20 protein-coding genes and 1 pseudogene are annotated in these 21,600 nt (G+C 72.2%); 12 read left to right on the top strand and 9 right to left on the bottom strand.

The window, feature by feature from the left end:
• Window positions 1–106: 106 nt before the first annotated feature.
• A pseudogene (locus ASD48_RS45505) lies at window positions 107–280 on the top strand (GNAT family N-acetyltransferase); the annotation flags it as partial.
• A gap of 52 nt (window positions 281–332) precedes the next feature.
• Complete coding sequence (locus ASD48_RS24435; protein ID WP_057603858.1) at window positions 333–1,208, top strand: GNAT family N-acetyltransferase; 876 nt, start codon at window positions 333–335, stop codon at window positions 1,206–1,208.
• A 297-nt stretch (window positions 1,209–1,505) separates the two neighbouring features.
• Here ASD48_RS24435 and ASD48_RS24430 read toward each other — a convergent pair whose 3' ends face one another.
• The 3 genes from ASD48_RS24430 to ASD48_RS44855 all read right to left on the bottom strand — a co-directional run bounded on the left by ASD48_RS24430 (window position 1,506) and on the right by ASD48_RS44855 (window position 6,356).
• Window positions 1,506–2,045 carry a GNAT family N-acetyltransferase gene (locus ASD48_RS24430; RefSeq protein ID WP_079073960.1) on the bottom strand — a complete coding sequence of 180 codons (540 nt, stop codon included), beginning with the start codon at window positions 2,043–2,045 and terminating at the stop codon, window positions 1,506–1,508.
• A gap of 113 nt (window positions 2,046–2,158) precedes the next feature.
• Window positions 2,159–2,581 (bottom strand): hypothetical protein, encoded by a 423-nt coding sequence (locus tag ASD48_RS24425; RefSeq protein WP_057603856.1) that lies wholly within the window; start codon window positions 2,579–2,581, stop codon window positions 2,159–2,161.
• A gap of 199 nt (window positions 2,582–2,780) precedes the next feature.
• Window positions 2,781–6,356, bottom strand: a complete 3,576-nt coding sequence (locus ASD48_RS44855) for a BTAD domain-containing putative transcriptional regulator (RefSeq protein ID WP_199875944.1) — start codon at window positions 6,354–6,356, stop codon at window positions 2,781–2,783.
• Between the two features lie 296 nt (window positions 6,357–6,652).
• Between ASD48_RS44855 and ASD48_RS24415 the strand changes: the two genes are divergently transcribed.
• On the top strand, window positions 6,653–6,961 hold the full coding sequence (locus ASD48_RS24415) for a hypothetical protein (protein ID WP_057603854.1): 309 nt from the start codon (window positions 6,653–6,655) through the stop codon (window positions 6,959–6,961).
• A gap of 250 nt (window positions 6,962–7,211) precedes the next feature.
• Window positions 7,212–7,622 carry a hypothetical protein gene (locus ASD48_RS24410; protein ID WP_157880690.1) on the top strand — a complete coding sequence of 137 codons (411 nt, stop codon included), beginning with the start codon at window positions 7,212–7,214 and terminating at the stop codon, window positions 7,620–7,622.
• A gap of 312 nt (window positions 7,623–7,934) precedes the next feature.
• Here the strand turns inward: ASD48_RS24410 and ASD48_RS24405 are convergent, their stop codons facing one another.
• The gene (locus ASD48_RS24405) at window positions 7,935–8,414 is read right to left on the bottom strand and encodes a MarR family transcriptional regulator (protein WP_057603852.1); all 480 of its coding nucleotides are present in this window, start codon (window positions 8,412–8,414) and stop codon (window positions 7,935–7,937) included.
• A gap of 35 nt (window positions 8,415–8,449) precedes the next feature.
• Window positions 8,450–9,364, bottom strand: coding sequence for an NADP-dependent oxidoreductase (locus tag ASD48_RS24400; protein ID WP_057603851.1), 915 nt, complete (start codon window positions 9,362–9,364; stop codon window positions 8,450–8,452).
• Window positions 9,365–9,766: 402 nt separating this feature from the next.
• On the opposite strand from ASD48_RS24400, the gene ASD48_RS24395 reads away from it, so the two are divergent.
• Window positions 9,767–9,946, top strand: coding sequence for an ISL3 family transposase (locus ASD48_RS24395; protein WP_057603850.1), 180 nt, complete (start codon window positions 9,767–9,769; stop codon window positions 9,944–9,946).
• A 9-nt stretch (window positions 9,947–9,955) separates the two neighbouring features.
• On the opposite strand, the gene ASD48_RS44385 is transcribed toward ASD48_RS24395, so the two are convergent.
• Complete coding sequence (locus ASD48_RS44385; protein ID WP_157880689.1) at window positions 9,956–10,279, bottom strand: hypothetical protein; 324 nt, start codon at window positions 10,277–10,279, stop codon at window positions 9,956–9,958.
• Between the two features lie 270 nt (window positions 10,280–10,549).
• On the opposite strand from ASD48_RS44385, the gene ASD48_RS24385 reads away from it, so the two are divergent.
• Window positions 10,550–11,464: a universal stress protein gene (locus tag ASD48_RS24385; protein ID WP_057603848.1), complete on the top strand. Its 915-nt coding sequence runs from the start codon at window positions 10,550–10,552 to the stop codon at window positions 11,462–11,464.
• A gap of 292 nt (window positions 11,465–11,756) precedes the next feature.
• On the opposite strand, the gene ASD48_RS24380 is transcribed toward ASD48_RS24385, so the two are convergent.
• Together ASD48_RS24380 and ASD48_RS24375 are read right to left on the bottom strand one after the other, a co-directional pair.
• Window positions 11,757–12,413, bottom strand: coding sequence for a CBS domain-containing protein (locus ASD48_RS24380; RefSeq protein ID WP_057603847.1), 657 nt, complete (start codon window positions 12,411–12,413; stop codon window positions 11,757–11,759).
• A 154-nt stretch (window positions 12,414–12,567) separates the two neighbouring features.
• Entirely contained in the window at window positions 12,568–13,296 is a 729-nt protein-coding gene (locus ASD48_RS24375) for a CBS domain-containing protein (protein ID WP_057603846.1), read from the bottom strand.
• Window positions 13,297–13,485: 189 nt separating this feature from the next.
• Between ASD48_RS24375 and ASD48_RS24370 the strand changes: the two genes are divergently transcribed.
• The 5 genes from ASD48_RS24370 (at window position 13,486) to ASD48_RS24350 (ending at window position 19,197) form a co-directional block, all read left to right on the top strand.
• Window positions 13,486–14,361 carry a universal stress protein gene (locus tag ASD48_RS24370; protein ID WP_079073959.1) on the top strand — a complete coding sequence of 292 codons (876 nt, stop codon included), beginning with the start codon at window positions 13,486–13,488 and terminating at the stop codon, window positions 14,359–14,361.
• A 31-nt stretch (window positions 14,362–14,392) separates the two neighbouring features.
• On the top strand, window positions 14,393–14,866 hold the full coding sequence (locus ASD48_RS24365) for a hypothetical protein (protein WP_079073958.1): 474 nt from the start codon (window positions 14,393–14,395) through the stop codon (window positions 14,864–14,866).
• On the top strand, window positions 14,863–17,232 hold the full coding sequence (locus ASD48_RS24360; RefSeq protein WP_057603843.1) for a glycosyl hydrolase family 65 protein: 2,370 nt from the start codon (window positions 14,863–14,865) through the stop codon (window positions 17,230–17,232). The genes ASD48_RS24365 and ASD48_RS24360 overlap by 4 nt, the downstream gene beginning before the upstream one ends.
• A 134-nt stretch (window positions 17,233–17,366) precedes the next feature.
• A complete protein-coding gene (locus ASD48_RS24355) occupies window positions 17,367–18,269 on the top strand; it encodes a universal stress protein (RefSeq protein WP_057603842.1) in 903 nt (300 codons plus the stop codon).
• A 31-nt stretch (window positions 18,270–18,300) separates the two neighbouring features.
• On the top strand, window positions 18,301–19,197 hold the full coding sequence (locus ASD48_RS24350; protein ID WP_057603841.1) for a universal stress protein: 897 nt from the start codon (window positions 18,301–18,303) through the stop codon (window positions 19,195–19,197).
• Window positions 19,198–19,360: 163 nt separating this feature from the next.
• On the opposite strand, the gene ASD48_RS24345 is transcribed toward ASD48_RS24350, so the two are convergent.
• Window positions 19,361–20,269: a pyridoxamine 5'-phosphate oxidase family protein gene (locus ASD48_RS24345; RefSeq protein ID WP_057603840.1), complete on the bottom strand. Its 909-nt coding sequence runs from the start codon at window positions 20,267–20,269 to the stop codon at window positions 19,361–19,363.
• A gap of 398 nt (window positions 20,270–20,667) precedes the next feature.
• Here ASD48_RS24345 and ASD48_RS24340 point away from each other — a divergent pair, with 398 nt between their 5' ends.
• A complete protein-coding gene (locus tag ASD48_RS24340) occupies window positions 20,668–21,597 on the top strand; it encodes a universal stress protein (RefSeq protein ID WP_063887495.1) in 930 nt (309 codons plus the stop codon).
• Window positions 21,598–21,600: the final 3 nt, after the last annotated feature.

Below are 21,600 nucleotides of genomic sequence, written 5' to 3'. Positions count from 1 at the left end.
CTGCTTGCGGCATCGCGGACTCGCCGATGGTGAACGCTTTTCGAAGCGCTGCGATCCGGGCGCGTCACCGCCGTGCCCGCGGTCCACCGCCGACTCCTCGACTTCTGAGCTGGGCGACGCGCTCGGTCACGACGCCTCCTGACGGATCGCCGAACGCTGCGGCTTCCGGGGCGAGGGGATCCTGCGCGGCGCGATGTGGGAGTCGGAGCGCCGGGACGACTTCCGGGACGTCCACCCGCACGCGCGACTGGCCCCGGACCCGGAGCCGGAGTTCCTCTGAGGGGCCGGACAAACGGGAGGCGGTGGACGGCCCCCACGCGCGACGATGGGGCATGCGCCCCGACGACTGGCATCTCACCCACGACCTCGACGCGTTCCTCGACCGCGCCGGAGACTTCCTGCGTTTCCGCCCCGCCCTGCATACGGTCCCGCTGACCGTGACCGAAGGCCTGCGCCGAAGGGGCCCGCGTGTGTACGGGGAGGACGATCCGCTCTTCGGCACGCTGGACACGGACGGCGGGATCCGCGCGGTGTTCTTTCGCACGCCACCGCACCGGATCTACCTCACCTCCCTGACGGAGGAGGAGGCCGAGGCCCTCGCCGCGCGCTTGGCGGCCGCCGGTCATCGGCTGCCCGGCGTCACGGCCGACCGCGACACCGCAGCGGCCTTCGCGGCGGCCTGGCAACGGCGGACCGGCACGGCGTCGCGACTGAGCGAGCGCCAGCGCCTCCACCGGCTCGCCGAGTTGGCGGCGCCGGGGCCGGCTCCGGGGGGCCGGGCGCGCGTCGCCACCGCGGCCGACCGCGACCTGCTGGTGCGGTGGCACGACGCGTTCTCGGACGACATCGGCGGGCGCAACGCCCAGGACAGCGCCGGCTGGGCCGACTCCCGGATCGCTCACGGCGGCGTCACCCTCTGGGAGACGGCCGACGGCACCCCCGTCTCCATGGCCGGCGTCACCCCGGAGGTGGCCGGCCAGATCAGGGTCGCCCCCGTCTACACCCCTGCAGGGCTGCGCGGCCGGGGCTACGCGGGCGCGGCGACGGCCGAGGTGAGCCGCGTCGCCCTGGCCTCCGGAGCGCAGGTGCTCCTCTTCACCGACCTGGCCAACCCGACGAGCAACGCGCTCTACCGGCGCATCGGGTACCGCCCGGTCGCGGACTTCGCGGTGTACGACTTCACGGCGCAGCCGGGGTCTTCGCCGTGATTCAGGGCGGGAGCGCCCACCGGCACGGCTTCGGGCGAGAGCCCCCGTGGGTGGGCACGCGGTCGGGGGATCGGGGCGGCTGGAGGTTGGTTGCGCGTCGGCGGGGCCTCCGCGCATGCTCCCGGAGCGGGCCGGAGCGGGCCGGAGCGGGCCGGAGCGGGCCGGAGCGGGCCGGAGCGGGCCGGAGCGGGCCGGAGCGGGCCGGAGCGGGCCGGAGCGGGCCGGAGCGGGCCTGAGGGAGCCGCGAACGACTGCCCGCCACGGTGTTACCGGCGCCCCTGGGGCTTGTCCGGGCGATCACGAGGTGGTCGGCGGCAGGTTCTTCATCAGGACGATGCTGTCGTAATTGGTGACGTCCCACCGCCAAGTGCCGATCGGCGCGTAGCCTCGGCGGCGGTACCAGTCGACGAGGTCCGTGGCCTGCGAGGACGTATCGATGACGACCTGGGTCGATCCGAGGGCGGCGATGCGTGACTCTGCGAGAGCCAGCAGTCGCTGTCCCAGGCCGGTGCCCCTTTGCGACGGCTCGACAGCCAGTTGCCAGAACGAGCCCCCTCCCGCCGGCGCGGGATATCCGGCGGGAGTGGTGTGCGGAGCCGACACGGTGACGGTGCCGACCAATGCGTTTCCGTCCATCGCGACCCAGCACTCGCCTTTGCTCAGGCGGTGCTGCGTGTCCTGCGGACTTTGGTAGGAGGCGAAGAAGACCCGACCGGCAGCGGCGTGGTCTGCGTAGGCGCGGTGGAGCAAGACAGTGAGCTGCTCCACCGAATCGCCGTTACCAAAGCGCCTGACCTGCACAGACGGGCGGCCTGCTTTCGTCGAGTCGATGTTCATCCTGGCAGTCAAGCGCCCTTCTGGGATCTGTCGAGCTCAATCAGGTGACTCGTCTCCGGGCCAGAACGGTGCAGGGGGCGGGGTGATCTGACTGATGCCGAGTGGGAACGGTCCTAGTCGGCGGTGACCCCCCAGTAGCCGATATGCGCGGGCCTGCCGTCGTGGTAGAGCACGGTGCAGTTCCCCTGCGCGCGGCCTGGGAAGTCCAACCGCTCGGAATCGAGAGCGGCGTCCCACTCCTCGTACGTGGGCCGGCCGTCAGGAGCCCACGCACGGACCTCATCCTCCGTCAGCGGCCGCATGAACGGACCGTCGTCGGTGTCCGCGGCCTCGATCATGAGAGGGAAGTCCAGCACGGTCCCCGTGCCGCCGGTGAAGATGTACTCCTGCCACTCCGGGTCGCGCCACAGTTCCTCGACGGACCGGCCCTCGAAACCGTGGTCGTCCCGCGCCAGCTCGTCTTCCTGGGCCTGCCGGAACGCGGCCGCCAGATCACGCTGATACGGGCCCGTGTCACTCCACGCGTTTCCACCCATCCGCGTCCCCTCACCATTCGAAATGCTTGATCAAGAGCGGAGCGTAGGGGACGGCACTGACAGGGCACCACGTCCCGACGGTGATCACCTGTGTAACCGGCCCACCCGATCCACCATCGATCAGACCGGGAGTGCGGCGTTGTCACCCCAGCAAGGAGCCTCCGAAGCCGTGCCGACGCTCCACCGGAGCTTGCGGGATTCAGGTCCCAGTTGTCGGAGGCGGGGCCTGGGCGGCGATCCTGCGGTGTTCGTGCTCGGCCAATTCGGACAGGGCGAGAGCCCCACAGGTATCCGCCAAGGCTTTCACCTGCTCCAGCTCGGCGAGTGCTTCGGCCTGGCGGCCGGCGGCGGACAGTGCGGTACCGGCGGTCAGCCGGGCCGTGGCCTCGTTGAGAGGCATCCCCGCCGCGCGGAACTCGGCTGCGGCCAGGCACGCGGTGGGACCCGCCGCAGGGTTCTGCCGGGCGAGCTGTACCTCGGCGCGGGCCAGGAACGCGAAACCGCGCCGGCCGGTCGGCAGGTCGAGGGCCGCAGCAGCGGCTGCGCGGTCGGCCCACGTCTCGGCGACTGTCACGTTACCCAGGGCCAGCTCCGCGACAGCCAGCAGCCGGAACCACATCGGGCGGACCGGGGCTTCGAACCCGAGCAGGCGCGGACCGCCGCCCGCTTCGAGCACCTTGCTGACACAGCCCTGCGGATCGCCGTTGAGCAGCAGCGTCTGGCCGAGCATCCCGACCATCGCCGACCGGTGCGCACCCGGTGCGGGGCCGGCCGGAGAGAGTGACTCCTCACAGATCTTCAGTGCCCCGGCGAAGTCTCCCCGCCACATCAGGACTGCTGCGCTCACCACCTCGGCCAACGAGCGCGGCTCGCTGCTGCCGACGAGTGACGCCGCCTCCAGGGCGTCGTCGGCGTAGGTCGCCGCCTCGTCCAGGCGTCCGAGCCACAGGTAGGCGTAGGCGGAGGCGGCGAAGAGATCGGCGAGCACGAGGCTCTGGCCGGTTCGGCGGGACACTTTCAGACCTCGGCGGAGATGGCGTAGTGCGAGGTCGTATCGTCCATGGAGCATCTCCGCCCAGCCCGTCATGACGAGCGTGTCCATCTGCCCGGCCAGTGCCTGATCGTCGGTCTCGGCGAGCGCTTCCACCACAGGGTCGAGGTAGTCGGCCGCCCGGGCGTCGCCCGCGAAGGTATGCGCCAGTGCCAGCAATGCGCGGACCGCGGTGCTCTGCAGCGGGTCGCCGATACGTTCCGCCGAACGCAAGGCGCGTTCGCCCCAGTCGATCGCCGTGGAGAAGTCGTTCTTACGGAGCGCCACCACCGCGACGCCCAGCTGCAACGTGGCGGTCTCCGGCTGAAGTTGGCCCTTGTGGTCCGCCAACTCCCGCAGCAGCAGAGCCGTGGCCTCTTCGTACCGGCCGAGCGCCCACTCCATGGTGGCTCGCAGGGCAGTAACCCGGGCTCGTCGGCCGCGGGCCCGCGCGGGCAGGAGGGTGGCGGCCGTGCGCAGAACGGCGCGGCTTTCCAGCAATCGTCCTGCCATGCCCAGCGCATCGGCCTGCTGGAGCCACAGTTCGGGCCGCAGCCTACTCCGCTCGCCGAGCAACCGCAGGGCTTCCTGTGTCCAGTGCGCGGCGGTGGCCGGTGCGATCGTCATCACCTGACGGGCTGCCCGCACCAGTAGGTCGACGGCGTGTTCGTCCCCTGCGCGCGCCGAACGCTGAACGTGCGACGCCTGGGCGGTCAGCGGTGCGCCGCGCAGCGCCAGGCCGTCCGCCGCCCGGGTGTGCGCCTCGATCCGCCAGCCGGCGCCCGCACCCTGGTACACCGCTGCCCGCACCAGCGGATGGCGGAACCGGAACTGGCGCGTGGAGCCGATCTGGCGTACCAGGTCCCGCTCCGCGACCTCGTCAAGGGCGGCCAGGGCCTGTGCCTCACCGGTTCGGGCCACGACTGCCACCATGTCGGCTTCGAATGAGTCGCCGAGCACCGCGGCCGCCTGTGTGCAGATCCGCGCGGTGGCCGACAGACCTCCCAGCTCCTCCAGCAGTGCGGCACGCACCGATCTCGTCAGATCGTCGGCGACAGGCACCGAGCCGGCCGGGACCGCCCGGGCCACCGGGACCGCCGGCAGGCTCTCGTCCCCGGTGCTCCGGGTCAGCGCCTCCAGGTAGAACGGGTTGCCGCCACTGACCTCGTACAGCCGTCGGAAGCGCCAGTGATCCGGCCTGGCCCCGCACAGCTCCGCTCCCTCGGCCGGGGACAGCGGCCCCGGCTCGACCCTGGCCAGCCTTCCCTCCGTTCCCGCCCGGGCCAGTGCCGCGGCCAGTCGCGGCGGAGCCTGCCGGGGTCGGTAGGCGAGAGCGAGGAGCAGCGGTGTCCTCGGCGGGTGGCGTACCAGATGGTCGATCAGTTCGGCTGTTCCGTCATCCGTCCACTGCAGGTCGTCCAGGCTGAGCACGAGCCCGCCGTCAGCACTCAGCGTCTCCAGCAGCGTCCGCACCGCCCGGTGGAACCAGTAGCGTTCGACCGTCACCGGCTCCGGCCCGGCCGGAAAACGGTCACTGAGCGCGGGGAAGACCGTACTCAGCAGGGCGAACGCGCCAGGCTGTGATCCGTCGTACCGGAGTCGGCGGAAGTCCACCGTGCCCAGGTGGTCGTCCAGGGCGTCCACGAACGCACCGTACGGGGCCCGGTCGAACTCCACGCTGCGTCCGGCGAGGGACAGGAAGCCGCGCTGGCTCGCGCGCTCGCCCAGTTCGCCGAGCAGCCGTGTCTTTCCGATACCCGGTTCCCCGACCACCTCGACCACCCCTGGCGCACCGGCCAGGGCATCCTCGATCGCACCGTCGAGGACCGTCAACTCCGCCGCGCGTCCGATCAGACGGCTTCCCGGCCGGGGGCGCTGCCGTGTCGGTGGGCCGGGGTCAGCGCCGCCTCGTGGGGTGCACACCGGCGGGGACGCGGGTAACGGGTGCGGCACGAGAGCGAGCGCGGATCCCGGAGCACGCCCGGAGGCCGGGACGTTCAGTGCGGGGTCGGTGGTGAGGATCTGTTGGTGCAGTTGCCGCAGCGGGAGGGCGGGGTCACAGCCGAGTTCCTCGGCCAGCAGCAGCCGGATCCGCTGGTAATGGCTGAGGGCATCGGCCGGGCGGCCGCCGCGGTACAGGGCGAGGATGAACTGGCCGGCCAGCCGTTCGTCCAGTGGGTGCGTCTCGACCCGGGCGGACAACTCGGCCAACAGTCCACCGTGGTGACCGCAGCGGAGCCGAACGTCGGTGTGGTCCAGTTCGGCCGCGACCCGTTCTTGGTCGACCGCGTCGCGGAAAGCGTTGATCCATGGGGTGTCCAGACCCGCGAGGGCGTTTCCCCGCCAGAGGCCGAGTGCCTGCGCGAACAAGGTGGCGGCCTGCTCGTCCTGCTCGCTCCGGGCGGCCGCGCGGGCCTGTGCCGTGACGCCATGGAACCGGTGCAGATCCACTGCGGTCGCCTCGACGTCGAGGACGTACCCACCGGATCGCCGGACGATTTCCGTCCCCTCGGCGACGGCCAAAGTCCGCCGCAGACGGGAGAGGTAGCCGTAGAGCGTGTTCCGGACCCGCTGAGGAGGACGGTCGGCCCAGACACGCTCGACGAGCTGGTCCACCGAAACCACCTGGTTGGCGTCCACCAGCAGTACCGCGAGCACACACCGCTGCCGGGCGTGACCCAGATCGACGATCCGGCCGTCCACGCGCGCCTCGACGCTGCCGAGCAAAGCGAAGTCAACCGTCACAGCAACGCCCCCCGAGTCTCAAGTCGCACTCTGGCACAGCACCTTCGACCACCCATTCAACGTTTGTCCAAGGTTTGCCGAGGGTCGGCCGCGCACCGTGGTCCAGGACAGGAAACGGCACGACACACCAACCCCCTGCGCAATGCAGGCAAGCAGGCCCTCGGCCCCGTCAAGCAGCATGTCGATCCGACGGGACATGACGACATGACCTTCAGGTCCGGCACTCCGATCCGAACCTCCATCCGGACGTCGATCGGATGCCATGTCAGACCCTCACTCGAAAAGAGGATCAGAAGATGAAGAAAGCCCTCGCCGGCGTGTTCGCCGTCCTTGCCCTGGCCGGCTCCGGTCTCGCCGCCTCGGCTGACAGCGCGTCCGCAGCCCAGGTAAAGGCGATCACGTGCACGAAGCAGTTCCAGGACGCCAACACGGTCGGTTTCCGATGCACGGGTGGGGGCCCCTTCTACACACAGGCGCTGTGCAAGAACGGGAAGTGGGCCCACGGCGCCGACGCGGCGGCGGGCACCACGTCTTACGCCTACTGCACCAGCCTCAACTCATCACTCGCCGTGCCCCTCCAGGCCTACGGCCGCGGCGCCGCCTGACAGAGCGCGGTACTCCACGTCCAGTCATCGAAGAGTGTGTTCACGATCCCGGCGGAGCTGTCCAGTCCTGCTGAGAGCGCGACACGCAATCCGGAGGCCCAGCTCGGCAGGCGTCCAGCCAGCCGCACAACGAACGGACGTCTCCGACAAGCGGGCAGTCAGCCAACCCGGGATACGCACCACGACCCGGCAACGGCCCACAAAATCGCGCCCAACCCCTCAACGCCTACCGAAGAAGAAGGTCCCCACCATGCGAAATGACATTCTCAAGGGCACGCGGCGGATACTGGCCACCGCTGTCACTGCTGTCGGCCTGTTGGCCGCGTTTACCGGTGGCGCCCACGCCGCGGGCGGAACCTTCTCGGGCAGAACCGCAGACGGTTGCGGTGCCGCCTCCGGCACCTACCACTGGTACGAGACCACCGTGTACAACAACAAGCAGGCCTTCAAGACCGACTGGGACATGGCGGTCGTCGACCACTGCTCGGCCGACGGGGTGGCCGAGAGCCTCTACACGAAGTACTCGAAGTGGAACGGTTCTGCCTGGGTCAGCGACAACAAGTTCCACAAGATCGCGTCCTCAGGTACTGGCACCAATGTGGCCGATGTCCGGCTGTACATTTGCCACGTCGGAAACGGCAACAGCTGCGTGATGCTGTAGCGCTCACGCACGCACCACCCGAACCCCGTCACTGCAACTGCTTCGCAGCCACGCGGTTCCGCGTCCGCCTGGGATGGGCCCGCTCGGCATCACGCCGGGCGGGCCCGTCCTTCGTGGGGTGGGCCGTGCCGTGGACGAGCTGTTCGTCCATCGATGTCATGCGCGTGCTCGTGCCAGGAGGCACGGGCAATCCGTTCGCCGGTTCGTTGCCGCCCCGTGCAGAGCGAGGCTCGGGGCGCGGGGCGCGCTCCGGCTCTGCGCGCCGGGGCAGAGGCGGTTGGCCCGGCTGGTGGACCGCCCGGCCGTGCCCGGTTACCCGAAGGGTGCCTGCCGGCTGTGGTCCCTGACCGACTTCTCGATGATGTGCGCACACGCGGTGAACACTTCGACCTGATCGGGGGTCAGATCGCGCACGGAGACCTGCTCCAGGGTGCGCCACATGCCGGCGATGGGCTCCCGCAGGGCGCGGCCGGCCTCGGTGAGGCTGACCACCATGGCCCGCCGGTCGTGGGGAGCGGGCGTCCGGGTGAGCAGTCCGGCCTCCTGCATGCGGCGCAGTGACTTGGAGACGGTGGAGTGGTCCAGGCCGACACGCTCCAGCAGTTCCGCCTGTGTCCGGCCGTCGTGGTCGAAGAGCTGCATCAGCAGCAGCTCCTGTCCGGGGTGCAGGTTCAGGGCGCGCAGCATGGCGGCGGCGTGGCCGCGGTGGGCGCGGGCGAGCTGGAAGATGGCGTAGCCCAATCGTCCGTGGCGCGCGGTGTTCGGCAGCTCCGGTGCGGTGGTGTCGGACATTTTTGCTCCTTGCCCACCAGGGCGGGGGTGATCGGTCAGCCGACGGTGAGGACGATCTTGCCGCGGTTGTGGCCGGCATCGCTGGCCTGCTGCGCCTCGGCGGCTTCTGCCAGCGGGTAGGTGGCGCTGAGCGTGGTCACCAGTGTGCCGTCGGCTGCCTGCCGGGCCAGTTCGGCCAGTCGCGCGGCGGAGCGGCGCTGCGGGCCCTCCGCGAAGACGACGCCGAGTTCTCGGGCGCGGAAGTCGGCGGTGGTGACGATCCGCTCGGTGCCGCCGCGCAAGGTGATGGAGTCCTCCAGCGCGCCCTTGCCCGCGGCGTCGAAGACGGCGTCCACCCCTTCGGGGGCGAGCTCGCGGACCCGCTGGACCAGGTTGTCCCCGTAGACCAGCGCGGTCGCGCCGAGCGAGGTGACGTACTCCTGGTTGGCGGCGCCGGCCGTGCCGATGACTCGGGCGCCGCGTGCGACGGCGAGCTGGACGGCGATGGTGCCGAGCGCGCCGGACGCTCCGTGGACCAGCAGCGTCTCACCCGAGGTGACGCCGAGCAGGTCCAGCACGCGTTCGGCACCGTCGGTCGCCACGGGCAGGGCGGCGGCGTGTGTCCACTCCAGGCCGGCCGGCTTGGGTGCGAGGACGGCCGCGGGTGCCAGGGCGTACTGGGCGTAGGAGCCGGTGTCGGACCAGCCGAGGACCTCGTCCCCCACCTTCAGGTGGTCGACGCCCTCGCCGACGGCGTCGACCACACCGGCGATCTCCCCGCCGGGGACGGCGGGCAGCGTGGTGGGGAAGATGGCCTCCATGACACCGGAGCGGATCTTGCCGTCCACCGGGTTGACGCCGGCAGCCTGTACCCGCACACGGACCTGGCCGGAACCGGGCCGGGGAATGTCGATCTCCGCCCCGCGCAGAACCTCGGTGCCGCCGAACGCGTCGAAAACGATGGCCTTCATCACGGTGGTCTCCTCAGGGGGATGCGGCGCCAACCACTTTCTGTGGCCAGCCACATAAAACTAACACCGATTGTGTGGCTAGCCAAGTAATTGGCTTCGGGGGGATCTCGACGTGGCTGTCGGGCACGCCGCCGCCCTGGCGGCGCCGCACTGACGGCATGTCACCCTGGCCGCTTCGCACGGCAGTTCGCCGCGCTCGGGCTCGGCGACGACCCGGCGGGGGAGGGCGACACCCTGCGAGGCGCGGTGAGATCTGGACTCCCCCCGACGCCCGCAACGTCCTGATCATCTCCCTGACCGGCATGGCGGAGGCTCACGGAGCGGTAGTCCGAGAAGAAGAGGGTCTACCGGCACCGCGCCTGACTGCGGCCCGCACCCGCGTCACCGGAGGAGCCAGACCAGGTGTCGGAGTCGCCCGCGTCCTCGCCGTGGCCAACGGGACACCGGTTCGCCGGACTCTCGCAGCCATGGAGCTCCGGAGTCGTCGACGGCCATGTCAACCGGATCAAGATGCCGAAGCGCCAGATGTTCGGCCGAGCGGGCTTCGAACTCCTCCGCGAGCGCGTCCTGCTCCACTCCTGAGCTTGCCGTTCAGCCTTCGGCGTCCGGCGAAGGGGGTTCGTCTTCGGCGGCGAGGGTGACTTGGGCGGTCCATGACCCGGGCTGCTGGGGCGGATCCCAGCTCACCTCCACGTCGGTGTCGTGGAAGTCGCGCGCGAGTTCCGTCACCATCAACGCCGCTGCAGCCCGCGCGTCTTGCGGGTCGGTGTTGAACGGCACGTCCAGCCGCCCGCAGAGCATTCCTCTTCCGGTGAGGACGCTGGTGCGCCAGCCCCCCGGCGTCGCCAACAGAACGATCCCCTTCGGAACGCCCCCGGCGGGCCGCTTCTCCTTCTGTTTCTTGCGTCTCACCATGCCTGTTTCTTGCGTCTCACCATGCCGCTATCCAACATCGTCGAGTTCATGGTGATGAGTCCGGGTGGAGGATCAAAGAGATCACCGCCCGGATCCCGCGTCCAACGACGATCGGCCCCACGCCGGGGGGAGCTGACGCCGTCGGAGCACTTCCCGGACGGCAGCACCTGCTGCCCGGGCCGGTCGGCTTCCCGGCAGGGACCTCCGGCCCCTCCTGCGGCACGCGCGTGGCCCGGAGACTGAGCGTGCATCCCCGAAGGAGGACCGCACATGCCCGCCATCATCGTCGGTCTCGACGGCTCGCCGGAAAGCCTGGCCGCCGCGGACTGGGCCGCTCGCGAAGCGACGCAACGAGAGGAACCCCTGTGTCTCCTGTATGCCGGAGACTCGCTGGGTTCCCTGTACGTCCCCTACTTGGGGGTTCCGGCGCCGGGCGCGGTCGAGGCACTGCGCGACTGGTCCGCCCACCTGCTGCGCGAGGCGGAGTCCCGGCTCACGGAACGCCACCCCGGTCTGCGGATCACCACCCGGCAGTCCGAGGCGGACGCCGTCCCGGCCCTGCTGGCCGCCGCGGAGGACACCGAACTGCTGGTCCTCGGCTCGCGGGCACTCGGCACGGTGGCCGGCTTCCTGGTCGGCTCCGTCGGCCTCGCGGTCGTGGCGCGCACCGAGCGGCCCGTCGTCCTGGTACGGGCCGGTGAGCACGCAGAGGACGAGCATCTCCCGGACGCGGCGGGCGCCGCGTCGGACGCCACTCCGTACCGTGACGTGGTGCTGGGGCTCGACCTGGAGGAACCGGGCGACGCCGTCGTCGAGTTCGCCTTCGAGACCGCGCGCCGACGCGTGACCGGTCTGCGGGTCGTCCACGGCTGGAATCCGGCGGCCGTCTACGGCTACGGCGCCTTCGTCGACTCCGGACTCACCGCCGACATGGCCGAGGAGACACGGCACGGCCTGAGCGACGTCCTGCGCCCGTGGAAGGAGAAGTTCCCCGAGGTGGAGGTGCGCGCGCAGGCCGTCGTCGGCAGCGCGGGCCGTCACCTGGTGCACGCCTCGCGGGACGCGTCGCTGGTCGTCGTCGGGCGCAAGAGGCGCCATGCGCTGGTCGGCAGCCATATCGGCCCGGTGGCGCACGCGGTGCTGCACCACGCGTCCGCGCCGGTGGCGGTGGTGCCGCACGACTGATCCGGGCCGGGACGCGGAGACGTCCGCGGAGTCCCGGCACGGTGCTCGGACCGTCACGGTCCCGGTCCCCGGGGGGGTGAAGGCGGGGGCCAGGACCATCCGGATGCGGCGCGGCCGAGGCAGGGCGCGCCGGGCCGCATCAGGTGTGCGCGGCCGGTGTTCCGCCGGCCGCGCACACCGTTGCCCCGCTCGGTGGCCCTCCTCGTCGGCGGCCCTCCTCGGATGTCCTCGGCTGCCCTCGCATCGACGGCCCGCTATCGGGCGCCGCACCGGCTGCGGGCGCCCGCACCGGCTACCGGGGGCCGCCCGCACCGGCCAGGTGGCAGCGGACGTCGACGATTCCCTCGACGGCTCGCGCCAGACGTTCGGCCACCGGTATCAGCTCGGCGCCGTCCACCCATCCCGTGAGGGTCACGACCCCGTCGGACACCTCGACCCGGATGTGGTCGGCGGACAGCGGGAACAGGCGGTCGACGACCTCGTGACGCACCTCCTCGGTGAGGTCCTCGTCGTCCCGCAGGAACACCTTGAGCAGATCCGAGCGGCTGACGACGCCCTCGAGCTTCCCCTCGCCGTCGATGACGGGCAGACGCTTGACGTTGCGCCTGGCCATGATGCGCGCCGCCTCGGCCAGCGTGGTGGTGCCGTGCACGGTGACCGCCGGGCTGCTCATCGCATCCTCGGCGGTCAGCGCGCCGGCCTTCGCCAGGTCGGACAGGCGCTCCCGCTGGGTGAACCGGTCCGGAACGCCCTCCCGGAACTCCTCCTTGGGCAGCAGGTCGGCCTCCGAGAGGACCCCGATCACCCGGCCCTCGCCTTCGAGCACGGGCAGTGCGCTCAGCTTCCACCGCTCCATGAGCCGGACGATGTCCTTGAACGGCGCGTCACGGCCGACGGCTATGACGGCGCGTGTCATCACGTCGCTCACGATGTGCGGGCCGGTCTGCATGATCTCTCCTCCTCGCGATGATGAGGTGAGGACGGGAATCCGGGCTCCGGGCGGGGCCGGAGCCGCCCGGTTGCGGAACTCCCGGTGGTCGTGACCGATGTCCTTTCTCCCCGCTGTGTAGGTGCGCGGCGTCCGGCGCGCCGGAGGCACCGGTTCAGAGTTTGCGGAGCCAGTCGTCCGCGACACCGCGCACGGCCGGACCGGCGGGTTGCGGGTGCTTGTCGTCGAGGCGGTAGGAGAGATGGTCGACGACGTCCACGACGCCGTCCAGCCGCCGCGTCATACCGACGGCGACGGGGATCTCGCTGCGCCGTTCCAGCTGACCGGTGAGGGTGACCACACCGTCCCGAACGGTCGCCTCGACGGCGTGCGGGGCCAGCCAGAGGGTGTTGACGAAGACCTCCTGCTGCACTTCCCGCCGGATTTCGGCGTCAGTGCGCAGGAACACCTGGAGAAGGTCCCGGCGCGTGACGATGCCGACGAGCGAGCCCTCCTCGTCCACCACGGGCAGCCGCTCGACGCGGTGTTCCGTCATGAGCCGGGCGGCCTCGGCGACCGTGGCGTCGGCGCGTACGGTGACGGCGGGAGCCGACATCACTCCGCCGGCGGTCCTGGCACGGCTCTTCACGGAAGCACGCCGGGCGCGGCCGCCGATCAGACGGCGACAGCGTGCCAAGACCCCGGTGGATCCCGACTCGCGAGCCTGACGCAGCATGAGGTCGGTCTCGGAGATCACACCGATCACCTTGTGGTTCTCGTCGATGACCGGGAGCCCGCTGATGCGGTGCTCCTCGAGCAGACGCACCACTTCCTTGAACGGCGTGTCGCGCCGTGCGGTGACGACATCGCCGACCATGAGAGCGCCCGTCCTCGTGGCCTTCATGGCTGAGCCTCGCTTTCGTGGGTGTGACACGCACCCCGTTCAGGGGCCTCGCCTCAGCTTCCGGCGATGGCCGCGCGGTCCGCATGGGCCGATCGTCCCCACCCGGGGCCCATCCGCCCCTCGTGCGGCCCGCCACCCGGTGCCACGGTGAAGTGGACCCCTTTTGCTGCAGGAAAGGCGGTGGGGACGATGACACTTCCCCTGGTCGTGGGCGTCGACGGATCCGACGCGAGTCTGACGGCGGTCGACTGGGCGGTGGACGAGGCCGCTCGGCACGGTGTACCGCTGCGGCTGGTGCACGCCTCGCGCTGGGAGCGGTACGAGCGAGCCGTTCCGTCCCACAGCCTCGGCCGTCCGTCCGAGCGCGTTCTCGCGGAGAACCTCGTCGCCGCCGCGGCCGAGCGCGCCGGACAGCGGCATCCGGAGGTGAAGATCACCACCGACATCGTTCCCGACGACGCGGCGGACGCTCTCCTGCGCGCGGGCGACGACGCGTTCGTCCTGGTCACGGGATCGCGCGGCCGCGGTGAGCTGAAGGGCATGCTCCTCGGATCCGTCGGCCTGGCCGTGGCGGCCCGTGCGCCCTGCCCGGCGATCGTGGTCCGTGGCGACGAGGCGGGCCTGGCCGGCTCGCACGAGCGGATCCTGCTGGGCGCGGGCGAGCCCGGGACCGGAGCCGAGGCCGTGCGCTTCGCCTTCCGGGAGGCCGAGGCACGCGGCTGCGCCCTGGACGTCGTACGCGCCTGGCGCTGCCCCGCTCACGAGAGCGCGGACGATCCCGCGCTCGCGGGGGACGCGGCCCGTCGGCACGAGGCGCGGGCCTCGGCCCTGCTCGACACGCTGCTGCAGGAAGCCGTGACGGCCCGTCCCGGGGTCCTGGTGCGCCGGGTCACGGCCGAGGGACCGGCCCACAGCGTCCTCGTGCGGCGCTCGGAAGCCGCAGATCTGGTCATCGTCGGGGCCCGGCGCAGAGAAGGCCACCTCGGGCTCCAGCTCGGCCGCGTGAGCCACACCCTGCTCCACCACGCGCACTGCCCGGTGGCGGTCGTACCGCAGGCGGTGTGAACGTGGTAGGTGCCCGCCCCGAGGGGGAGTGATGACCGCTGCTTGGCCCCGTGACGTGCCCGCGCCCGAACCGGCGGTGGGCGTCGAAGCCGTCCTGTGCGGCACGGACGGAGTGATCACCGACTCGGCGAAGACGCACGCGGGCGCGTGGATGGCGGCCTTCGACGCCTTCCCGACCGAGCACCCGCCCTGGGACCCCCCGCGGTGGCGTCCGTTCGACTCCGGCGAAGCGGCGCGTCGGCTCGGTGCCGCACCCGTCCGCACCGCCGTCGGCGAGGATGCCCCCGCCGTCGGCGAGGATGCCCCGGCCTTCGTCGAGGATGCCCCGGTCGGCGGCGAGGATGCCCCGGCCGTCGGCGATGGGGTCCGTGGCGCGGGCTTCGCCCTTGGCCTCGGCGTGGACCGCACCGCCGGTCCGAATACTCGCGACGGCCTTCTGCGGCAGGGGGCCGACATCGTCGTACCCGACCTCGGAGAGCTGCTCGGCGGGGGAGCACGGCGGTGACGGGCTGGACGTGGGAATACCACGGCTACGACCCGGCGCAGGAGCGCCTGCGCGAGTCGCTGTGCACGCTGGGCAACGGCTGCTTCGCCACCCGCGGGGCGCTGCCCGAGTGCACCGCGGACGCCGTGCACTACCCGGGCACCTACGTGGCCGGCTGCTACGACCGGCTCACCACGGAGGTGGCGGGGCGCAGCGTCGAGAACGAGGACATGGTCAACCTCCCGAACTGGCTGCCGCTGCGGTTCCGCCTGGCCGGGCAGCCGTGGCTCACCCCCGACACGGCCGAGGTGCCGGAGCACCGGCAGGTGCTGCACCTGGCCTCGGGCCTGCTGGAGCGCCGTACGCGGTTCGCGCTCGGCGAGGGACGGGTGCTGGCGGTGCGGCAGCAGCGCCTCGTGCACATGGCCGACCCTCATCTGGCCGCCCTGCGCACCGAGTTCACGGCCGAGGGATTCACCGGCGACCTCGAGGTGGAGGCCGCGCTGGACGGCGGCGTCACCAACTCGGGGGTCGCCCGCTACCGGGACCTGGACGGCCGGCACCTCACCCGGCTGCACACCGGGTCCGTCGAGCCCGACACGGTGTGGCTGCGCTGCCGTACCCGCACGTCGGACATCCGTGTCGGCATGGCGGCCCGGCTGACCGCCGACGCGCCGGTCACCGACCGGCACGAGGAATCACGCGTCGGCCAGCGGGTGCGGCTGAGTCTGCTTCCCGGCCGGACCGTCACCGTCGACAAGACCGTCGCCCTGCACACGTCCCGCGACCCCGCGATCAGCGACCCCCTGGACGCCGCGATCGACCGCGTCGGCTCCGCGCCCCCGTTCGACGGACTCCTCGAAGGGCACCTGACGGCCTGGGCCCAGCTGTGGCGGCGGGCCGGACTGGACGTCCCCGGTGAGGCCGGCGACATCCTGCGGCTGCACCTCTTCCACGTGCTGCAGACCCTATCCCCGCACACGGCCGACCTGGACGCCGGCGTACCCGCCCGCGGGCTCCACGGCGAGGCGTACCGGGGCCATGTCTTCTGGGACGAACTGTTCGTGCTGCCGTACCTGGACCTGCACTTCCCGGAGGTCTCCCGCGCGCTGCTCCGCTACCGGCACCGTCGCCTCGACCGCGCGTGCGCCGCGGCCCGTGCGATCGGCCGGCGCGGCGCGCTGTACCCCTGGCAGAGCGGCAGCGACGGACGCGAGGAGACGCAGCAGCTGCACCTCAACCCGCGGTCGGGGCGCTGGCTGCCGGACCACTCACGCCTCCAGTGGCACGTCGGCTCGGCGGTCGCGTACAACGTGTGGCGGTACTGCGAGGCCGGCGGCGACGCCGAGTTCCTGCACACCAAGGGCGCCGAGATGCTGCTGCAGATCGCCCGCTTCTGGGCGGACTCGGCCACCTGGGACGAGGGTCTCGGACGGCACCGCATCCGGGGCGTGATGGGTCCCGACGAGTACCACGACGCCTATCCCGACGCACGGCAGCCGGGTCTCGACGACAACGCGTACACCAACGTCACCGCCGCCTGGGTGCTCGCACGCGCCCTGGAGGTACTGCGGATCCTGCCCGAACCCCGGCGGCGCGAACTCGCCGAGCGCACCGGCCTGGACGACGGCGAGCTGGAGCAGTGGGAGGACGTCTCGCGCACCCTCCACGTGCCCTTCCACGACGGCGTCATCAGCCAGTTCGAGGGCTACGGCGACCTCGCCGAACTCGACTGGGAGGGCTACCGCCGGAGCTACGGCGACATCCGGCGCCTGGACCGGATCCTGGAGGCGGAGGGCGACACCGTCAACCGCTACAAGGCGTCCAAACAGGCCGACGTCCTGATGCTCGGCTTCCTCTTCTCTCCGGCCGAACTCCGCGAGCTGTTCCAGCGGTTGGGCCACCCGCTGGACGAGGACACCTGGCACCGCACGGTCGACCACTATCTCGCGCGCACCAGCCACGGCTCCACGCTCAGCGGGCTGGTGCACGGCTGGGTCCTGGCCCGCGCGCGCCGCGCCGAGGCATGGGCGTACTGCCAGGAGGCCCTGCGCGGTGACATCGCCGACCTCCAGGGCGGCACCACGGGCGAGGGCATCCACCTCGGCGCCATGGCCGGCACCCTGGACCTCGTCCAGCGGGGACTGACCGGACTGGAGACCCGCGAGGGCGCGCTCTGGCTCGACCCGGTGCCGCTGCCGGAGCTGTCGTCCTACGGCTTCTCCCTCCGCTACCAGGGGCACTGGGGTGTGCGGCTGCGACTGGAGCGCGGCGGGCTCGAGGTGACGGTGCCGCAGTCCGACCGTTCACCCATCGACATCCGGCTGCCGGACCGGACGGTCAGCGTGCAGCCGGGCGAGACGTGCCACCTGTTCCTCCCGGACTGACGGCGAGGGCCGCGGAGAGGGCGCCACGGAGAGGGCCGGAAGGCCCCTGGAGGGGACCGGGCAGCCTCTGCCCCCGCACGGGCCGCGGCGCGACGCTGGTACCGGACGACAGACCGAGCGCCGGAGGTGCCGACATGCTTTCTCCCGTTGTCGCAGGAATCGACGGATCCGCCGAAAGCCTGGCCGCCGCCGCATGGGCGGCCCGCGAGGCCGAGCGGCGGAACCGGCCGCTGCACCTGGTACACGCCTGGGACTGGCACCCCCGCCGGCAGGACGGCGAGATCGCGGGAGCCGCCCAACGGCATCTGGCCCGCCGTTCGCTGCGCCGGGCGGAGCAGCTCGTCCGCGCCGAGTGCCCCGGCGTCCCCCTCACCGACGTCCAGACGGAAGGGCCGGCCACGGCCGCCCTGCTGAAGGCGGCGGACGAGGCCGAGCTGATGGTGCTGGGCTCACGCGGGCTGAGCGGCTTCACCGGGTTCCTCGTGGGGTCCGTGGCACTCGGCGTGGTCGCGAAGGCGACCTGTCCCGTCGTCCTCGTCCGGGCGGACGAGGAGGCGGCCGACGAACACCTGCCGGCGGCCGACGGAGGCGCCTCGACGGACTCGGGCTACCGGGACGTCGTGCTCGCCGTCGACCTCGACGAGGCCTGTGACGAGGTCATCGAGTTCGCCTTCGAGGCGGCCCGGCTCCGGCACGCACGTCTGCGCGCCGTGCACGCCTGGCACACGGCCGCCCCCGTCGGCCTGGGCCCCGGCGACATCGGACTGGTCGAGGAGACCTGGCAGGGCGAGGAGTGGCTGGGGTTCCTCAAGGCCGTGCTCCAGATGTGGCGCGACAAATACCCCGACGTGGAGGTCCTGGAGACGGTCGTGGACGACCGGCCCACGACCGCGCTCGTGCGCGCCTCTACCGGGGCGGGTCTCCTCGTCGTCGGCCACCGCCTCGCCGAACGCCCGGTCGGCCCCCGCACCGGACCCGTCACCCATGCCGCGATCCACCACGTCGGCTGCCCCGTCGCCGTCGTTCCCCATCTCTAGATTCCCGTCTCCCGACGAGGAGGTGAAGGTCATGACAAGGCCAGTCGTGGCCGGTCTGGACGGTTCGAGGGAAAGCCTCGCCGCAGCCGACTGGGCGGCCAGGGAAGCCCTTCGCCGCGATCTGCCGCTCCGTCTGGTGCACGCCTGGGAGGGCCTGCCCGACGACGACGGCGACGCGGAACTGCCCGAGCTCCGGGCACCGCAGTATCACGCGCGCAGAGTGCTGCGCGGGGCCCTCGACCTGCTGAACGCACGGTACCCGCGGCTGTACATCGCGGCCGAGCAGGTGCGCAGGCAGCCGGGTCCCGCACTCCTCGCCGAGGCGGAGAACGCGGAGCTGCTGGTCATCGGGAACCAGGGGACGGGCGGCGTCGGCGGGCTTCTGTCGGGGTCGGTCGCCCTGACCGTCGTCGCCCACGCCGACCGGCCGGTGGTTCTCGTCCGGGCGGGCGAGACGGTGGCGGACGAACACCTCCCCGACGGTCCGCGCAAGGCGTCGGCCGCCACCCCCTTCCGTGACGTCGCGGTCGCCGTCGACACCGGCCGGCCGTGCGACGACGTCCTCGACTTCGCGTTCCACGCGGCCGAACTCCGCAAGGCGCCGCTGCGCGTCGTGCACGCCTGGCACGTGCCGCTCAGCAAGGGCGTCCCGGGCGTCGAGGAACGCACACGGATCCGGACGGCGGCGGAGCGCGAACTCACCGAGCTGCTCGCACCCTGGCGGGAGAAGTACCCCGGCGTCGTCGTCAGCGAGAACCTCCACGAGGGCCGTGCCGCCCACGTCCTCGTCCGCGCGGCCGGCGGGGCCGGACTGCTGGTGGTGGGCCGTCGCCGGCGCCGTACCGCGGTCGGCCCGCACACCGGTCCGGTGGCCCACGCGCTGTTCCACCACGTGCACCGGCCGGTCGTGTCGGTCCCGCACGACTGAGTCAGGCGGGGGGCGGGCGGTCTGCCGCCTGGACCGTCCGCCGTCCGCCGTCCGCTGTTCGTTCGGCCGTCGCCCCGGCGCCCGGTCGCCGAGATCCCTCAGAACGGCCGGGACCGGCGGCGCCTGACGCGCCGCCGGTCCCGGCCGTGGTGTCCCCGCCCGGTCACCCGTGGGCCGGAGTGATGCGGCGGCCCGTGAGCTGTGCGGGCCGGATCGACACCCACATCTCGCGCCCGGTCCCCGGCCACGGTGTGGAGTGGGCGAGTTCGGTGAGCCGGTGCACGGCCCGGGGCTCCGTCACGACGCTCGCGGGGCCGACGGCGAGGACGCTCCAACCCCGGCTCAGGGCCTCGTCCATGTGGTCGACCTCGAAGGCGACCTCGCTTCCGACGGCCGCCGCGGGTGTGGTGTTCGGAGCCGTCCGGAAGACGATCGTGTCGTCGATGACGTCGTAGTTGACCGGAACGACCGCCGGGCGGCCGTCGGCGGTCGACACCGCGATACGTCCGACGCCGTGGGTGGAGAGCAGGGTGCGGCATTCCTCCGGGCCGATGTCGCGCAGGGACGGATGCAGCAGAGCCTGCCCACGGCCGGGTGGCAGATCCACGCCTCCGCCGCGCAGCGCGGTGACGGTGGTGCCCAGCACGTCGGCCAGTCTGATGAGCGTCGCCATGGTCGGGTCGGCAGGCTGCTCTTCCAGGTACGCCAGGTAACCGGGGGCCATGCGGGCGCGGCGGGCCGTCTCCTCGCGGCTGAGGTTGCGCCTGTGGCGTTCGACGGCCACGCGTCGGCCTATGTCACCGGGGCCGGATGTCCCGCGCGGCGCGGACTCCGCTTCCGCCGTGCCGGGGCCGGAGGGGGCCTGGGAGGCCGCGGGCAGTCCGTGTTCGAGGTGGTGGATGTGCGCGTCCGGCCCGGGGAACACGAGGGTCACCTCATCCGTGTCCGACCAGCGCACGTCGTAGGGCGGGGTTCCGTCCTCGTGGTGGAGTCCGACGATCTCGCCGTCGCGCTTGGTGGCGCCGGTCGTCGTGCGTTCGATGACGAGTTGATCGCCGAGGTGAGCCTTCATGACGTCCGCCCTCTCCTCAGAGCCGTGCTGTATCCAACGTGCCACGCGTGACGGGTGGCCGCATGGGCCGAACGGCCCACGGGCACCTCCCGAGCCCGGCCCGACCGTGGACGGACGACCGCGGACGGGCGAGTGCGGACGGGCGAGTGCGGACGGGGGGTTGCGGAATAGGGGGCCGCGGACCGGCGCTCGCGGGGGGGCCTGCGCCACCTCGTTTCCTCGGGCCGTCGTTCCTCGGGCCGGACGGTGTGCTTCAGGGTCCGACCGGCCCCTGTCCGCGCGGGCCGTGCGCGGACACCGTGGAGTGAGGGAGACCGGCAGCACAGGGCTGCCCGCCGTCGCACCGGGAGCAGCAGCCCCCGCAGCGACGGATGCCCGAGGGGAAGGGGGGAGCCGTCATGAGCGGCCCCGTACTGGTGGGAGTGGACGGCTCGACGACGAGCATGGCCGCCGTGGAGGTCGCCGCGCGGGAGGCCGACCGTATGGGGGTGGAGCTCCGGCTGGCGCACGCCTGCGCATGGCCGTCCGCCACGGTGACGCCCGGTGTGGCTCCGTGGGATCCGGGTGGGACCCGGGGGCACGGCGCCGCGAACCGTGCGCTGGCTGAGGCCGAGCGACGGGCTCGCCGCGTCGCACCCTGCTTGCGCGTCACGTACACGGTCCTGATGGGTGAACCCGCGGCGGTGCTGGAGACCGAATCCCACGGCGCGTCGCTCACCGTCGTCGGCAGCCGGCCCGCGGGCCGGTCGGGCGGCGCCCGACGCGGCTCGGTCGCCGCGCGGCTGGCCGGCCACGGAGGTTCTCCGGTGCTGATGGTCCGCGGCGGCCCGGACCCGGCCGGTCCCGTGGTGCTCGCCTGCGACGACGGGCATGTCCGTCGGCACGCGGCCGAGTTCGCCTTCGGTGAGGCGGCGGTCCGCGGGACGGACGTGCTGGTGCTGGACGGGTTCGCGGCGCGGAGCGGGCGGATCCAGGACCGCCCCCACGATCCGCTGGCCGCGCTGCGGGAGCGGTACCCGGACATCACCGTGCGGCGCGCCCGAGTCCGGGGCGGGACGCGCCGGGCGGTCGTCGAGGCGAGCGGGTTCGCCCAGCTCGTCGTGATCGGCGCACGGTGCCGGGGCGGCTGGAGCGCCGCCCTGCCGCCCACGGTCAGCCGAGCGGCCCTGAGGCATGCGGGCTGCCCCGTCGCGGTGATCCCCGAGGAGGAGGAAACCCTGCGACAGGTCCGACGCCGACCCGACGGACGGCACTGGCAACGGCAACGGCGTTCACCGTTGGGGCTGTTCGGGCTGTTCGGGCCGTTCAGCTCAAAAGCAGGAAAGTAGGTC

This window comes from Streptomyces sp. Root1310 (assembly GCF_001426425.1).
GTDB lineage: Bacteria > Actinomycetota > Actinomycetes > Streptomycetales > Streptomycetaceae > Streptomyces.
The sequence above is the reverse complement of the archived record's forward strand: the minus strand, read 5'-3'. Positions and strand labels throughout refer to the sequence as shown.

What these genes read in the sequence shown, in the direction of transcription:
- ASD48_RS24435 (WP_057603858.1), top strand. Translation starts at nt 333, where the DNA reads ATGCGCCCCGACGACTGGCATCTCACCCACGACCTCGACGCGTTCCTC.
- ASD48_RS24430 (WP_079073960.1), bottom strand. Translation starts at nt 2,045, where the DNA reads ATGAACATCGACTCGACGAAAGCAGGCCGCCCGTCTGTGCAGGTCAGG.
- ASD48_RS24425 (WP_057603856.1), bottom strand. Translation starts at nt 2,581, where the DNA reads ATGGGTGGAAACGCGTGGAGTGACACGGGCCCGTATCAGCGTGATCTG.
- ASD48_RS24415 (WP_057603854.1), top strand. Translation starts at nt 6,653, where the DNA reads ATGAAGAAAGCCCTCGCCGGCGTGTTCGCCGTCCTTGCCCTGGCCGGC.
- ASD48_RS24410 (WP_157880690.1), top strand. Translation starts at nt 7,212, where the DNA reads ATGCGAAATGACATTCTCAAGGGCACGCGGCGGATACTGGCCACCGCT.
- ASD48_RS24405 (WP_057603852.1), bottom strand. Translation starts at nt 8,414, where the DNA reads ATGTCCGACACCACCGCACCGGAGCTGCCGAACACCGCGCGCCACGGA.
- ASD48_RS24400 (WP_057603851.1), bottom strand. Translation starts at nt 9,364, where the DNA reads ATGAAGGCCATCGTTTTCGACGCGTTCGGCGGCACCGAGGTTCTGCGC.
- ASD48_RS44385 (WP_157880689.1), bottom strand. Translation starts at nt 10,279, where the DNA reads ATGGTGAGACGCAAGAAACAGAAGGAGAAGCGGCCCGCCGGGGGCGTT.
- ASD48_RS24385 (WP_057603848.1), top strand. Translation starts at nt 10,550, where the DNA reads ATGCCCGCCATCATCGTCGGTCTCGACGGCTCGCCGGAAAGCCTGGCC.
- ASD48_RS24380 (WP_057603847.1), bottom strand. Translation starts at nt 12,413, where the DNA reads ATGCAGACCGGCCCGCACATCGTGAGCGACGTGATGACACGCGCCGTC.
- ASD48_RS24375 (WP_057603846.1), bottom strand. Translation starts at nt 13,296, where the DNA reads ATGAAGGCCACGAGGACGGGCGCTCTCATGGTCGGCGATGTCGTCACC.
- ASD48_RS24370 (WP_079073959.1), top strand. Translation starts at nt 13,486, where the DNA reads ATGACACTTCCCCTGGTCGTGGGCGTCGACGGATCCGACGCGAGTCTG.
- ASD48_RS24365 (WP_079073958.1), top strand. Translation starts at nt 14,393, where the DNA reads ATGACCGCTGCTTGGCCCCGTGACGTGCCCGCGCCCGAACCGGCGGTG.
- ASD48_RS24355 (WP_057603842.1), top strand. Translation starts at nt 17,367, where the DNA reads ATGCTTTCTCCCGTTGTCGCAGGAATCGACGGATCCGCCGAAAGCCTG.
- ASD48_RS24350 (WP_057603841.1), top strand. Translation starts at nt 18,301, where the DNA reads ATGACAAGGCCAGTCGTGGCCGGTCTGGACGGTTCGAGGGAAAGCCTC.
- ASD48_RS24345 (WP_057603840.1), bottom strand. Translation starts at nt 20,269, where the DNA reads ATGAAGGCTCACCTCGGCGATCAACTCGTCATCGAACGCACGACGACC.
- ASD48_RS24340 (WP_063887495.1), top strand. Translation starts at nt 20,668, where the DNA reads ATGAGCGGCCCCGTACTGGTGGGAGTGGACGGCTCGACGACGAGCATG.